General features: G+C 60.6%; 10 protein-coding genes and 1 pseudogene. 9 read left to right on the top strand and 2 right to left on the bottom strand.

Annotated features, from left to right (window positions below; genetic code table 11):
* Positions 1–104: pseudogene (locus ACIP1X_RS18435) on the top strand (ribosome modulation factor); the annotation flags it as partial.
* A gap of 307 nt (positions 105–411) precedes the next feature.
* Here the strand turns inward: ACIP1X_RS18435 and ACIP1X_RS18430 are convergent.
* Positions 412–1,434, bottom strand: coding sequence for a quinone-dependent dihydroorotate dehydrogenase (locus tag ACIP1X_RS18430; protein ID WP_400754128.1), 1,023 nt, complete (start codon positions 1,432–1,434; stop codon positions 412–414).
* Between the two features lie 222 nt (positions 1,435–1,656).
* Here ACIP1X_RS18430 and ACIP1X_RS18425 point away from each other — a divergent pair, with 222 nt between their 5' ends.
* From ACIP1X_RS18425 to cobA, 8 genes are all read left to right on the top strand, one after another.
* The gene (locus ACIP1X_RS18425) at positions 1,657–2,868 is read left to right on the top strand and encodes a CmpA/NrtA family ABC transporter substrate-binding protein (RefSeq protein ID WP_400754125.1); all 1,212 of its coding nucleotides are present in this window, start codon (positions 1,657–1,659) and stop codon (positions 2,866–2,868) included.
* A gap of 14 nt (positions 2,869–2,882) precedes the next feature.
* Entirely contained in the window at positions 2,883–3,458 is a 576-nt protein-coding gene (locus ACIP1X_RS18420; protein ID WP_007916390.1) for an ANTAR domain-containing response regulator, read from the top strand.
* A 431-nt stretch (positions 3,459–3,889) separates the two neighbouring features.
* Complete coding sequence (locus ACIP1X_RS18415) at positions 3,890–5,101, top strand: NarK/NasA family nitrate transporter (RefSeq protein WP_053118728.1); 1,212 nt, start codon at positions 3,890–3,892, stop codon at positions 5,099–5,101.
* Positions 5,102–5,108: 7 nt separating this feature from the next.
* The gene (locus tag ACIP1X_RS18410; protein ID WP_400754122.1) at positions 5,109–6,779 is read left to right on the top strand and encodes a protein kinase; all 1,671 of its coding nucleotides are present in this window, start codon (positions 5,109–5,111) and stop codon (positions 6,777–6,779) included.
* Positions 6,780–7,191: 412 nt separating this feature from the next.
* Positions 7,192–9,645, top strand: a complete 2,454-nt coding sequence (gene nirB / locus ACIP1X_RS18405) for a nitrite reductase large subunit NirB (protein ID WP_400754119.1) — start codon at positions 7,192–7,194, stop codon at positions 9,643–9,645.
* Positions 9,642–9,959 carry a nitrite reductase small subunit NirD gene (gene nirD, locus ACIP1X_RS18400; protein ID WP_053118721.1) on the top strand — a complete coding sequence of 106 codons (318 nt, stop codon included), beginning with the start codon at positions 9,642–9,644 and terminating at the stop codon, positions 9,957–9,959. Before nirB ends, nirD begins: the two co-directional genes overlap by 4 nt.
* Positions 9,959–12,673, top strand: coding sequence for a molybdopterin-dependent oxidoreductase (locus ACIP1X_RS18395; protein WP_400754116.1), 2,715 nt, complete (start codon positions 9,959–9,961; stop codon positions 12,671–12,673). The genes nirD and ACIP1X_RS18395 overlap by 1 nt, the downstream gene beginning before the upstream one ends.
* Positions 12,674–12,687: 14 nt before the next feature.
* Positions 12,688–13,455, top strand: a complete 768-nt coding sequence (cobA, locus tag ACIP1X_RS18390; protein WP_400754113.1) for a uroporphyrinogen-III C-methyltransferase — start codon at positions 12,688–12,690, stop codon at positions 13,453–13,455.
* Between the two features lie 96 nt (positions 13,456–13,551).
* Here cobA and ACIP1X_RS18385 read toward each other — a convergent pair.
* On the bottom strand, positions 13,552–13,998 hold a 447-nt coding region (locus ACIP1X_RS18385; RefSeq protein ID WP_400754110.1), incomplete at its 5' end, for an OmpA family protein.

The raw sequence follows: 13,998 nt of genomic DNA, 5'->3' as shown, positions 1-13,998 counted from the left end.
AAGCCTGGATTAACGGCTGGCGAGAAGGACGCGGCGACAACTGGGACGGTATGACCGGCACTGCGGGAATCCACAGACTCAACGAACTTCACGCCGTCGGCTGACACAGGGCATTAATTCCGACACGACAATCTGAATTTGTAACGACTTACCATGCACGTCCTTCCCGGACGGCGGGCTACGGCCCAGGGGCTCCTTCGAGGAGCCCTTTTTTATGCCTGTCACAGAATGCCGATACACAGATCACTGTGGCGAGGGGATTTATCCCCGTTGGGCAGCGAAGCAGCCCCAAAACCATCCGCCTCGGTGTGTCAGGTCAATTGAGGGTTCTGACTTCACGACTGCTGCGCAGCCGAACGGGGATAAATCCCCTCGCCACAAAAGCTCCCTCACCACAAAAGCCCCTCACAGTTATTTGCGCAGGGCGGCGATTGCGTCTACGGATTCACGGATCAGCGCCGGGCCCTTATAGATGAAGCCCGAGTAAATCTGCACCAGGCTCGCACCCGCGAGAATCTTCTCCGCCGCATGCTTGCCTTCAGTAATCCCGCCAGCAGCAATAATCGGCAACCGCCCAGCCAACTCACCCGCCAGCACTTTCACCGTATTGGTGCTCTTCTCACGCACCGGAGCGCCAGACAAACCGCCCGCCTCGTCGCCATGTTCCATGCCTTCAACGCCAACACGGCTCAGGGTGGTATTGGTCGCGATCACCGCGTCCATCCCGGTGTCGATCAGCGCCTGCGCCACCTGCGCGGTTTCTTCGTCGGTCATGTCCGGCGCGATCTTGATCGCCAGCGGCACATGCTTGCCATGACGCAACGCCAGTTCGGCACGGCGCGTGGCCAGATCGGCCAACAATTGCTTGAGCGAATTACCAAACTGCAAGCTGCGCAGGCCCGGGGTATTCGGCGAACTGACGTTGACGGTCACGTAGCTGGCGTGGGCGTAGACCTTGTCCAGGCAGATCAGGTAATCATCGACCGCACGCTCAACCGGCGTGTCGAAATTCTTGCCGATGTTGATGCCCAGCACGCCCTTGTATTTCGCCGCCGCCACGCGCGCCAGCAGGTTATCGACACCGAGGTTGTTGAAACCCATGCGATTGATGATCGCCTCGGCTTCCGGCAGACGGAAAATCCGAGGTTTCGGGTTGCCCGGCTGTGGACGCGGGGTCACGGTGCCGATTTCGACAAAACCGAAACCCAGTTGCGCGAAGCCATCGATGGCTGCGCCGTTCTTGTCCAGACCGGCCGCCAAACCCACCGGGTTGGGGAATTCCAGGCCCATGACGGTCACCGGGACTTTTGCCGGCGCCTTGCACAGCAAGCCGTTGAGGCCCAAACGTCCGCCCGCGCCGATCAGATCCAGCGACAGATCGTGGGAGGTTTCCGGGGAAAGTTTGAACAACATCTGACGGGCCAGGGTGTACATGGGCGGCTTTGACTCGGGCGGCGAAAAGAGGCGGCGATTATAGCCGGGCATCGCCCCACCGCGCGAGGCGCACGCGCAAATCGCGGCGAGTGGCATATGCCTTGCACCGGCATCGTTATCAGCTTGCAGGCCAATGGCGGCGTGCGGGCAAGGACAATGGCGTCGTCCCGGGTTTTGCCTGCGCAAAGTCCGCGGCGGCGTTTTTTTTCGAGGTAGCGTTGGATGAATGAACCTTCGGTAGGGCCGCTGGCCTGGGTCAACGGCAGCGATGCTCCGGAAAAGAGTGCAATCAACCTCGGCTTCATGGCCCTGAGCGATTGCGCCTCGGTGGTGGTCGCGGCCACGCAAGGCTTTGCTCAGCCTTACGGATTGACCCTGAACCTCAAGCGCCAGACCTCCTGGGCAGGATTGCGCGACAAACTGGTCAGCGGCGAACTCGACGCCGCGCACAGTTTGTACGGGCTGATTTACGCGGTGCACCTGGGCATCGGCGGTGTCGCGCCGACCGACATGGCCGTGTTGATGGGCCTCAATCAGAACGGTCAGAGTCTGAATCTTTCGCACGGTTTGCAGAACCTCGGCGTGACCAGTCCTGACGCGCTGGATCGCCACGTGCACCAAAGCCGCGCAAAACTCACCTTCGCCCAGACCTTCCCCACCGGCACCCACGCGATGTGGCTTTATTACTGGCTGGCGAGTCAGGGCATTCATCCGCTGCAGGATGTCGACAGCGTGGTGGTGCCGCCGCCGCAAATGGTCGCGCACTTGCAGGCCGGGCGCATCGACGGTTTTTGCGTCGGCGAACCGTGGGCCGCCAGCGCGGTACAGCAGGATCTCGGCTTCACCCTCGCCACCAGCCAGACCATCTGGCCCGATCACCCGGAAAAAGTCCTCGGCTGCACCCGCGAATTCGTCGAGCAATACCCGAACACCGCACGCGCGTTGGTGATGGCGATACTTGAAGCCAGCCGTTTCATTGAAGAGAGCCCGGAAAACCGCCGCAGCACCGCGCAGTTGCTCAGCGCGCCGGAATATCTCGACGCGCCAGTGGCGTGCATCGAACCGCGTTTTCTCGGTGATTACGCCGATGGCCTCGGCAACCGCTGGCAGGATCCTCATGCGCTGCGTTTCCACGGCCATGGCGAGGTGAATTTGCCGTACTTGTCCGACGGCATGTGGTTCATGACCCAGTTCCGTCGTTGGGGTTTGCTGCGCGAGGATCCGGATTACCTCGCCGTCGCCCGTCAGGTTCAGCAGCTCGATCTGTATCGCGACGCTGCCACCGCAGTCGGCGTCGCCGCGTGGGGCACCGACATGCGCAGCAGCCAGTTGCTCGACGGCAAAATCTGGGACGGCAGCGACCCGGCCGCTTATGCGCGCAGCTTCAAACTGCACGCCATGAGCGACGACTCAGCCCTTCTCGCCCGTCGCTGACAGGAGACGCGAACATGTTGCGCATTCTGCTGATCAACGACACCGCGAAAAAAGTCGGGCGTCTGAAAGCGGCGCTGACCGAAGCCGGTTTTGAAGTCATCGACGAATCCGGCCTGACCATCGACCTGCCCGCGCGCGTCGAAACGGTGCGCCCGGACGTGATCCTGATCGATACCGAGTCACCGAGCCGCGATGTTATGGAACAAGTGGTGCTGGTCAGCCGCGACCAGCCACGGCCGATCGTGATGTTTACCGACGAGCATGATCCGGGGGTGATGCGTCAGGCGATCAAATCCGGGGTCAGTGCCTACATCGTCGAAGGCATTCACGCCCAGCGGTTGCAGCCGATTCTCGATGTGGCAATGGCAAGATTTGAGAGTGATCAGGCGTTGCGTGCGCAGTTGCAGGCGCGCGATCAGCAACTGGCGGAGCGCAAGCGTATCGAGCTGGCCAAGGGCTTGTTGATGAAGATGAAGGACTGCAATGAGGAAGAGGCGTACACGCTGATGCGGCGCCAGGCGATGAGCCGGCAGCAGAAGCTGATTCAAGTGGCGGAGCAGATTATTGCCATGAGTGAGTTGTTGGGTTGAGGTGTTTTCACCGCTGAAAAGCCCCTCACCCTAGCCCTCTCCCGGAGGGAGAGGGGACTGATTGGGGGATGCTCGCGATTTACGCCGACCTGCGATTTCTGCTGTGAATCCATAATCGACTCGGTTTGTCAGGTCGACGGTTGACGCCAGACACCTCGGTCAGTCCCCTCTCCCTCCGGGAGAGGGCTAGGGTGAGGGGCTTTTGATTTCCCGCTGTTGGCACAAATCTAGCTAAGCATTCCCTCAGGTAACCAACGGCGGTTGCCCCACCCACGACAAAGACGTCGCTCACCCGTTCGCCCCACCCGGCGCAGCAGGTAGCGGCGTTTTTGCGTTTTGGCCCCACAGACCGGGGCCGGTGGTGCGGCCGTGCGGCGCCCCACCTGCTGTTGCATGACTCCTTTCGAGACTCTTTTCAGCTGAGGTGCGCGATGAATTCAAGCTTCTGGAAATCCGGCCACACCCCGACATTGTTCGCGGCCTTCCTCTATTTCGACCTGAGTTTCATGGTCTGGTATCTGCTCGGCCCTTTGGCGGTGCAGATCGCCGCCGACCTGCACCTGACCACACAACAACGCGGCCTCGTCGTCGCCACGCCGATCCTTGCTGGTGCCGTTCTGCGCTTCATCATGGGCATGCTCGCCGATCGACTGTCGCCGAAAACCGCCGGGCTGATCGGCCAGGTCATCGTCATCTGCGCCTTGTTCGGCGCCTGGAAAATCGGCATCCACAGTTACGAACAAGCGCTGATCCTCGGCCTGTTCCTCGGCATGGCCGGCGCTTCGTTTGCCGTCGCCCTGCCGCTGGCCTCGCAATGGTATCCGCCGCAGCATCAGGGCAAAGCCATGGGCATCGCTGGCGCGGGCAACTCCGGCACCGTGTTCGCCGCGCTGCTCGCCCCGGTGCTCGCCGCCGCTTACGGCTGGAGCAATGTTTTCGGCTTCGCCTTGATCCCGCTGATACTGACGCTGGTGCTGTTCGCCTGGCTGGCGAAAAACGCGCCGGAACGGCCAAAAGCCAAAGCCATGACCGACTACTTCAAAGCCCTCGGCGACCGCGACAGTTGGTGGTTCATGTTCTTCTACAGCGTCACCTTCGGCGGCTTTATCGGCTTGGCCAGCGCCCTGCCCGGCTATTTCAACGATCAATACGGTTTGAGCCCGGTGACCGCCGGTTACTACACCGCCGCTTGCGTGTTCGGCGGCAGTTTGATGCGCCCATTGGGTGGCGCGCTGGCTGACCGTTTCGGTGGCATCCGCACCTTGCTGGCGATGTACACCGTCGCCGCCATCTGCATCGCTGCCGTCGGGTTCAACCTGCCAAGTTCCTACGCGGCGCTGGCCCTTTTCGTCTGCACCATGCTCGGTTTGGGGGCAGGCAACGGTGCGGTTTTCCAACTGGTGCCGCAGCGTTTTCGTCTGGAAATCGGCGTAATGACCGGGCTGATCGGCATGGCCGGCGGTATTGGCGGTTTCGCCTTGGCGGCGGGCATGGGTGCGATCAAGCAGAGCACCGGCAGCTATCAACTGGCGCTGTGGTTGTTCGCCAGCCTTGGCGTGCTGGCGTGGTTTGGCCTGCACGGTGTCAAGCGTCGCTGGAGGACCACATGGGGTTCGGCAGCGGTGACGGCGGCGCGGGTCTGAGGCGTCGATGGCCTTGCAACTGAGTTTCGCCGAAGCCAGCGCCACCGGGCCGCGCACGGAGAATCAGGACGCTGTGCGCCTGGTCACGCCGGCCCCGGCACTGGCGGCGAGCAAGGGTTACCTGTTCGCCATCGCCGACGGCGTCAGCCAATGCGCCGATGGCGGCCTCGCCGCGCGCTCGACCTTGCAGGCCTTGGCGCTCGACTATTACGCCACCCCGGAAACCTGGAGCGTGGCGCAGGCCCTCGACCGCTTGCTGCTCGCACAAAATCGCTGGTTGCAGGCCAATGGCGGTGGGCAGCCGTTACTCACCACTGTCAGTGCTTTGGTCATGCGCGGTCGGCGCTTTACCTTGGCCCACGTAGGAGATTGCCGGGTGTATCGCTGGCACGCCGACACGTTGCAGCGCATCAGCGAAGATCACGTCTGGGAGCAGCCGGGCATGCAGCATGTGCTCAAGCGTGCGCTCGGGCTGGATCAACATTTGGTGCTGGACTTTCTCGACGGTGAATTGCGTGACGGCGAAAGCTTTTTACTGCTCAGTGATGGCGTCTGGTCAACCCTGGGCGATACCGCGATTGCGGCGATCCTGCGTGATCAGCCGGATCTGCACAGCGCGGCGCAAACATTGGTCAACGCCGCGCATCTGGCCGGCAGTCAAGACAACGCCAGCGCTTTGCTGGTGCGGGTCGATGCGGTTGGCGAGGCGAGTTTTGGCGATGCACTGATGCATTTGCAGCAATGGCCACTGCCGCCGCCGCTGAAACCTGGCCAGTTGTTTGAAGGCTGGCAGGTGCAAGGCATCGTCGCGCAGAGCCAGCAATCGTCGCTGTATCGCGCGCTGGATAGCCAAGGTCAAACGTGGCTGTTGAAAACCCTGCCCACACGTTCCGCTGATGATTCCTGTGCCGGGCAAGCGCTGTTGTCCGAGGAATGGTTTCTGAAACGTGTGGCCGGACGGCATTTTCCTGAAGTCCATGCGTGCAATCAGCGTCAGCATTTGTACTACGTAATGCGGGAATATTCCGGCAAGACGCTGGCGCAGGTTTTTCAAAAAAACGGGGCGTTACCGTTGGCGCAGTGGCAAGACATTGCCGAACGCCTGCTGCGTGCAGTCGGGCTGCTGCATCGGCGGCAGATTCTGCATCGGGACATCAAACCGGAGAATTTGCATTGGGGGGATGACGGTGAGCTGCGGCTGCTGGATTTTGGCCTGGCGTATTGCCCGGGACTGTCCGAAGACGCACCGTCGACGTTGCCGGGGACGCCGAGTTATATCGCCCCGGAAGGCTTTCGCGGTGATCCGCCGAGTGCGCAGCAGGACTTGTACGCGGTGGGCGTGACCCTGTATTTCCTGCTTACGGGGCATTTTCCTTATGGCGAGATCGAAGCGTTTCAGCGGCCGCGATTTGGACTGGCGGTGAGTGCCGGGCGTTATCGACCGGATCTACCGGAATGGCTGGCGCAGAGTCTGGAGCGCGGCGTGGCGGCTGATCCGCAGCAACGCTTCGAAACAGCGGAAGAATGGTTGTTGGTGTTGGAACAGGGCGAGCGGCGCAGTTTGAGCGTGCGGCCTCGGCCGTTGCTGGAGCGTGAGCCGTTGAAGGTGTGGCGGACGATGGCGTTGCTGGCATTGCTCGGGAATCTGGTGTTACTGGTTTTGTTGTTTCATCACTGACACCGCGTCGCGGCCATCGCGAGCAGGCTCACTCCTACAATTTGAAATGCGTTCCCCTGTAGGAGTGAGCCTGCTCGCGATGACGTCAGCCCAATCACCAAAAATCCACCCGCCTGAGCGCCCCACGAACGAGCAACCTGCTTCGAATCAGTGCAAAAAATCCACCCTCAAAATCCGTCACCCCCAATAAACCCGCCCCCACCGCCACTTGGCACAACCACTGCATTACCCCACCCAACACACATAAAGCCCAACCTTCAACGACGAAGGCTGCGCTTCCCGAGAGAACGGGACCAGGACAAAGGCGTCCTCGCTAGGCAACTAGCGGGACGCCTTTTTTTGTTTGCGCAAAATTTCTCGAGCACGGCCTGACTGCCCACAAGAGGCCAGCCGCAGCTCCCCGGAGAACCTGATGAAAAAACTCAAACTGGTGATGATCGGCAATGGCATGGCCGGGGTTCGTACCCTCGAAGAGCTGCTCAAACTGAGCAACGAGCTGTACGACATCACCGTCTTCGGCGCCGAACCGCACACCAACTACAACCGCATCCTGCTCTCGCCGGTGCTGGCCGGTGAGCAGACCTTCGAAGAGATCGTCCTCAACGACCTCGACTGGTACCTGGAAAACCACATCAAGTTGCTGCTCAACCGCAAAGTGGTGGAGATCGACCGGGTCAAACGCCGAGTGATCGCCGACGACGGCACCGAGGCCGAATACGATCGTCTGCTGATCGCCACCGGTTCGACGCCGTTCATTTTGCCGATCCCGGGCAACACCCTGCACGGCGTGATCGGTTACCGCGACATCGCCGATACCCAGGCGATGATCAACACGGCAAAAACCCACAAACACGCGGTCGTCATCGGTGGCGGCCTGCTCGGTCTCGAAGCCGCCAACGGCCTGATGCTGCGCGGCATGCACGTCACCGTGGTGCACATCGGTGAGTGGCTGCTTGAACGGCAACTGGACAAAACCAGTGGCCAGTTACTGCAAAGCGCCCTCGAATCCCGTGGCCTGCATTTCCGTCTGTGCGAACAAACCCAAGCCCTGCACGACGCGGGCAATGGTCGGGTCGGCTCGGTGCAATTCAAGAACGGCGACATCATCCCCGCCGATCTGGTGGTGATGGCTGCGGGCATTCGTCCCAACACCGAACTCGCGGAAAAGGCCGGCATCCCGTGCAATCGCGGGATCCTGGTCAACGACACCCTGCAAACCTACGACCCGCGCATCTACGCGATCGGCGAGTGCGCCAGCCATCGCGGCATCGCTTACGGCCTGGTTGCACCCCTGTTCGAACAGGCCAAGGTCTGCGCCAACCACCTCGCACAACTGGGGTTCGCCCGTTATCAGGGCTCGGTGACTTCGACCAAATTGAAAGTCACCGGCATCGACCTGTTTTCCGCCGGCGACTTCATGGGTGGCGAAGGCACGGAAACCATCACCCTCTCCGACCCGATCGGCGGCGTGTACAAAAAACTGGTGATCAAGGATGACGTGCTGGTCGGCGCGTGTCTGTACGGCGATACGGCAGATGGCGGTTGGTATTTCCGACAGATTCGTGAGAATCACGCCATCGGCGAGATCCGCGATCACCTGATGTTTGGCGAAAATGCGTTAGGCGATGTAGGACATCAGGGCCAGGACAAAGCCATGGTCATGGCCGACACCGCCGAAGTCTGCGGCTGCAACGGCGTGTGCAAAGGCACCATCGTCAAAGCCATTCAGGAACACGGCCTGTTCAGCGTCGATGAGGTGAAGAAACACACCAAAGCCGCCAGCTCCTGCGGCTCCTGCGCCGGGCTGGTCGAGCAGATCCTGATCAACACCGTAGGCGGCGCGGCCGACGTCAAACCGAAAAGCGAAAAAGCCATCTGCGGTTGCAGCGACCTCAACCACGGACAGATCCGCCAGGCCATTCGCGAGCAACACCTGCTGACCATCGCCGGCACCATGAATTACCTCAACTGGCGCACGCCGAACGGCTGCGCGACCTGCCGCCCGGCGCTCAACTATTACCTGATTTCCACCTGGCCCGGCGAAGCCAAGGACGACCCGCAATCGCGTCTGATCAACGAACGCGCCCACGCCAACATCCAGAAGGACGGCACCTATTCGGTGGTGCCACGGATGTGGGGCGGCGTGACCAATCCTTCGGAATTGCGGCGGATAGCCGACGTCGCCGACAAATACAACGTGCCGATGGTCAAGGTCACCGGCGGGCAGCGCATCGATTTGCTCGGCATCAAAAAGCAGGACTTGCCCGGTGTCTGGAAGGATCTCGACATGCCGTCCGGCCACGCTTACGGCAAATCCATTCGCACGGTGAAGACCTGCGTCGGCAGTGAGTTTTGCCGTTTCGGCACACAAAACTCGACACAGTTGGGCATCGAGCTTGAGCACGACCTGTTCAACATGTGGTCGCCGCACAAAGTGAAACTGGCTGTCTCCGGATGCCCACGCAACTGCTCGGAAGCGGGGATCAAGGACGTAGGAATTATCGGCGTGGATTCCGGATGGGAGATGTACATCGGTGGCAACGGCGGGATCAAAACCGAGGTCGCCGAATTCTTCGTCAAGCTGAAAACCGCCGAAGAAGTCCGCGAATACAACGGTGCCTTCCTGCAGTTGTATCGCGAAGAAGCCTTCTACCTCGAACGCACCGTGCACTACCTGCAACGGGTCGGCATGGAGCACATCAAGAAAGCTGTGCTGGAAGACCCGGAACGCCGCAAAGCCCTGAACGAGCGCCTGCAATTCTCCCTGTCGTTCGAACAGGATCCGTGGAAAGAACGTTTGGCCCAGCCGCAATTGAAGAAAGAATTCGACGTGATCCCGGTGAAAAATCTGGAGGTGCCAGCATGAACTGGCTCGATATCTGTGCCCTTGAAGAAATCAACGCCCTCGGTTCGCGGATCATTGCCGGGCCGAAAGGTGACATCGCGATTTTTCGCACAAGCGACGACGAAGTTTTCGCCCTCGACGACCGCTGCCCGCACAAGGGCGGACCACTCTCGCAAGGCCTGATCTACGGCAAACGCGTCGCCTGCCCGCTGCACAACTGGCAGATCGACCTTGAATCCGGCGAAGCTCAGGCGCCGGACATCGGCTGCGCGCACCATCACCCGGCGCGGGTCGAGAACGGTCGTGTGCAGTTGGCTCTGCGGGACGCCATCTGATGAGCCGCCAGACGACCGCCTCGACCTGCTGTTATTGCGGGGTCGGCTGCGGCGTGCTGATCGAGCATGACGGCGAGCGCATCCTCGGCGTCAGCGGCGATCCGGCGCATCCGGCCAACTTCGGCAAACTGTGCAGCAAAGGCTCAACGCTGCACCTCACCGGCGACCTCGCGGCCCGTGCCCTGTATCCAGAATTACGCCTGGGCAAAAGTCTGGCGCGCAGCCGCACCGGTTGGGACACGGCGCTGGAACACGCTGCCAATGTCTTTGCCGAGACCATCGCCGAACACGGCCCGGACAGTGTCGCGTTTTACATCTCTGGGCAATTGCTCACCGAGGATTACTACGCCTTCAACAAACTGGCGCGGGCCTTGGTCGGCACCAACAACATCGACAGCAATTCGCGACTGTGCATGTCTTCGGCAGTGGTCGGCTACAAGCGCAGCCTCGGCGCCGATGCGCCGCCGTGCAGTTATGAGGATCTGGAGCTTAGCGATTGCGTGATGATCGTCGGCAGCAACATGGCCTACGCCCATCCGGTACTTTTCCGTCGTCTGGAAGAGGCGAAATCCCTGCGTCCACAGATGAAAGTCATCGTCATCGATCCACGGCGCACCGACACCTGCGACCTCGCGGATCTGCACCTGGCGATTCTGCCGGGCACCGATGTCGCTTTATTCCATGGGATTTTGCACCTGTTGTTGTGGGAAGACTGGATCGACCGCGACTTCATCAAGGCACACACCGATGGCCTGGCCGAACTGAAAAGTCTGGTGCGCGATTACACCCCGCAAATGGTTTCGCAACTGTGCGGGATCGGTGTCGAGCAATTGCAGCAATGCGCGGAATGGGTCGGCACGTCGCCGAGTTTTCTGTCGTTATGGTGCATGGGTTTGAACCAGTCCACCGCCGGCAGCGCGAAGAACAGCGCACTGATCAATCTGCACTTGGCAACCGGACAAATCGGCCGTCCGGGTGCAGGGCCTTTCTCTCTGACCGGTCAGCCGAATGCCATGGGCGGAAGGGAAACCGGCAGCCTGTCCAATCTGTTGCCGGGCCATCGTGATGCCGCCAACCCTGAGCACCGCGCCGAAGTGGCGGCTTACTGGGGCGTGGATCAATTGCCAGACAGCACCGGCCTCAGCGCTATCGAACTATTCGAGCAGGTGCGCAACGGCAAGATCAAAGCGTTGTGGATCGCTTGTACCAACCCTGCGCAATCCATGCCCGATCAAAGCTCGGTGCGTGCAGCGCTTGAGGCATGCCCATTTGTGGTGTTGCAAGAAGCTTTTCGCACCACCGAGACGGCGGCTTTCGCCGACCTGCTGTTGCCGGCCGCCAGTTGGGGCGAGAAGGAAGGTTCGGTCACCAACTCCGAACGGCGCATTTCCCACGTACGCAAAGCCATTCTCCCACCCGGTGAAGCACGACCGGACTGGGCGATTACGGTGGATTTCGCACAGCGTCTGGAGATACGTCTGCGCCCGAAATCGCCGAGCCTGTTTTCTTTCGATCAGCCTGCGCAGTTGTTCGATGAGTTCAAAGGGCTGACCCGTGGCCGCGATCTGGATTTATCCGGAATCAGCCATGCCTTGATCGACCAGATCGGCCCGCAACAATGGCCCTTCCCCACAGGCGCGCAGCAAGGCACGGCGCGGCTGTACGTCGACGGTATTTTTCCTACGGCAAATGGTCGAGCGCAGTTCATCGCCGACCCGTATCGCGCCGCCAAGGAACAACGAGATGCACGTTTCCCGCTGACGCTGATCACCGGACGCCTGCGCGATCAGTGGCACGGCATGAGCCGTACCGGCACGGCAGCGCAGTTGTTCGGTCATGTCAGCGAAGCGGTGTTGAGTTTGCACCCCGACGAATTGCGTCGGCATCGCTTGCAGCCGGGTGATCTGGTCAATCTGAAAAGCCGACGTGGCGCGGTGATCGTCGCGGTTGGCAGCGATGACAGTGTGCGTCCGGGCCAGGCCTTTCTGCCGATGCACTGGGGCGATCGTTTTCTCAAGGGCGGCGTCAACAGCCTGACCTTGCCGGCGTTCGATCCTTTGTCGAAACAACCGGAACTGAAACACAGCGGCGTGCGCCTGGAAGCGGTGAATCTGCCGTGGCAACTGTTCGCACTCATCGAAGGCAATGTTCAACAGCATTTCGAGACGCTACGACCACTCTGTGAGGCGTTTTCCTACGTGAGTCTCAGCCTTGTCGGACGTGAACGATCGGCGTTGCTGATACGCGCTGCCAGCAGCGAAGCACCGGATCCACAGTTGCTGGGTGAAATCGACCGCTGCCTGTCGCTGATCGATGGCCCGGTGCTGGCCTATGACGACCCTCGCCGCGCGATTGGCAAACGCGTGCGTATCGAGAACGGCCGGATCACCGCAATTCGTCTGGCCGGCGAAACCCTCGCACAGCATTGGCTGCAAGGCCTGTGGCTGGAGGGCCGCGCCGACGAGCAACTGCGTCGCTGGCTGCTGGCGCCGATGAGTGCGCCACCGGGTAATGCCGGAGCACCAATGATGACGGCGAAAACGGTGTGTAACTGCAAAAACGTCAGCCTCGACGCAGTGTGCACCGGCATTCGCCAAGGTCTCGATCTGCAAAGTTTGAAAAATCAACTGGGGTGCGGCACGCAATGCGGTTCCTGCGTCCCGGAAATAAAACGTCTGCTGGCTGCCAATGTGCAGCCGGTCGCGGTCATCTGATGAGGAAAGATTCCATGAATGCAAAAGTCTGGCTGGTGGGCGCTGGCCCCGGCGATCCTGAATTGCTGACCCTCAAAGCCGTGCGCGCGTTACGCGAAGCCGATGTGGTGCTGATCGATGATCTGGTCAATGACGCGGTGCTGGAACACTGCCCGGACGCGCGGATTATCGCCGTGGGGAAACGCGGCGGCTGCCGTTCTACGCCGCAGGCCTTTATCCATCGCTTGATGCTGCGCTATGCCCGTCACGGCAAATGCGTGGTGCGGCTCAAGGGCGGCGATCCGTGCATTTTCGGCCGTGGCGGCGAAGAGGCGCAGTGGCTGCGTGAGCGTGGTGTTGAGGTGGAATTGGTTAACGGCATCACCGCCGGGCTGGCCGGTGCGACTCAGTGCGACATCCCGCTGACGCTGCGCGGTGTCGCGCGTGGGGTAACGCTGGTGACGGCGCACACGCAAGATGACAGCGAGTTGAACTGGCAGGCGCTGGCGCAGGGCGGCACGACACTGGTGGTGTACATGGGCGTGGCCAAGCTCGACGAGATTCGTGATCAGCTATTGGCCGGAGGAATGGCAGCGGATACGCCGGTGGCGATGATCGAAAACGCTTCACTGCCTCATCAACGTGAATGCCGGAGTGTTCTGACGGCAATGAGCGAAGCGGCCTACAGATTTCAATTGAAGAGCCCTGCGATACTGGTCATCGGCGCAGTGGCTGGTTTCGCAGAGAATCAAAAGATCGCAGCCTGCGGCAGCTCCTACATTGAGCCTGCATGCGCCCTGTAGGAGCTGCCGAAGGCTGCGATCTTTAAAGCCAGAAACTCAAATCGCAGACAAAGAAAAGCCCGGCCTAAGCCGGGCTTTCCTCAGAGCGGCAGCTAATTACTTAGCTTGAGCTTCAACCTGCGCTTCTACGCGACGGTTTACAGCGCGGCCAGCGTCAGTTTTGTTGTCAGCAACTGGGCGGGATTCGCCGTAGCCAACAGACTGAACGCGGGACGATTCAACACCGTATTGGTTGGTCAGAACTTGCTTAACGGCGTTTGCACGACGCTCGGACAGTTTCTGGTTGTAAGCGTCAGGACCGACGGAGTCAGTGTGACCTTCAACAGTAGTGGTGGTGGATGGGTACTGCTTCATGAAGTCAGCCAGGTTCTTGATGTCGCCGTAGCTGTTGGTTTTAACAACAGATTTGTCGAAATCGAACTTAACGTCCAGCTCAACACGAACAACTTCAGCAACTGCTGGGCAGCCGTCAGCGTCAACAGTTACGTTGGCTGGGGTGTCCGGGCACTTGTCAACGTTGTCGCAAACGCCATCGTTGTCGCT

The sequence above is a fragment of the Pseudomonas sp. NPDC088885 genome (genome assembly GCF_044750025.1).
In the GTDB taxonomy this organism is placed as follows: domain Bacteria; phylum Pseudomonadota; class Gammaproteobacteria; order Pseudomonadales; family Pseudomonadaceae; genus Aquipseudomonas; species Aquipseudomonas rustica.
The sequence above is the reverse complement of the archived record's forward strand: the minus strand, read 5'-3'. Positions and strand labels throughout refer to the sequence as shown.

Coding starts and splice junctions, on each gene's coding strand:
- ACIP1X_RS18430 (WP_400754128.1), bottom strand. CDS start 1,434: ATGTACACCCTGGCCCGTCAGATGTTGTTCAAACTTTCCCCGGAAACC.
- ACIP1X_RS18425 (WP_400754125.1), top strand. CDS start 1,657: ATGAATGAACCTTCGGTAGGGCCGCTGGCCTGGGTCAACGGCAGCGAT.
- ACIP1X_RS18420 (WP_007916390.1), top strand. CDS start 2,883: ATGTTGCGCATTCTGCTGATCAACGACACCGCGAAAAAAGTCGGGCGT.
- ACIP1X_RS18415 (WP_053118728.1), top strand. CDS start 3,890: ATGAATTCAAGCTTCTGGAAATCCGGCCACACCCCGACATTGTTCGCG.
- ACIP1X_RS18410 (WP_400754122.1), top strand. CDS start 5,109: ATGGCCTTGCAACTGAGTTTCGCCGAAGCCAGCGCCACCGGGCCGCGC.
- nirB (WP_400754119.1), top strand. CDS start 7,192: ATGAAAAAACTCAAACTGGTGATGATCGGCAATGGCATGGCCGGGGTT.
- nirD (WP_053118721.1), top strand. CDS start 9,642: ATGAACTGGCTCGATATCTGTGCCCTTGAAGAAATCAACGCCCTCGGT.
- ACIP1X_RS18395 (WP_400754116.1), top strand. CDS start 9,959: ATGAGCCGCCAGACGACCGCCTCGACCTGCTGTTATTGCGGGGTCGGC.
- cobA (WP_400754113.1), top strand. CDS start 12,688: ATGAATGCAAAAGTCTGGCTGGTGGGCGCTGGCCCCGGCGATCCTGAA.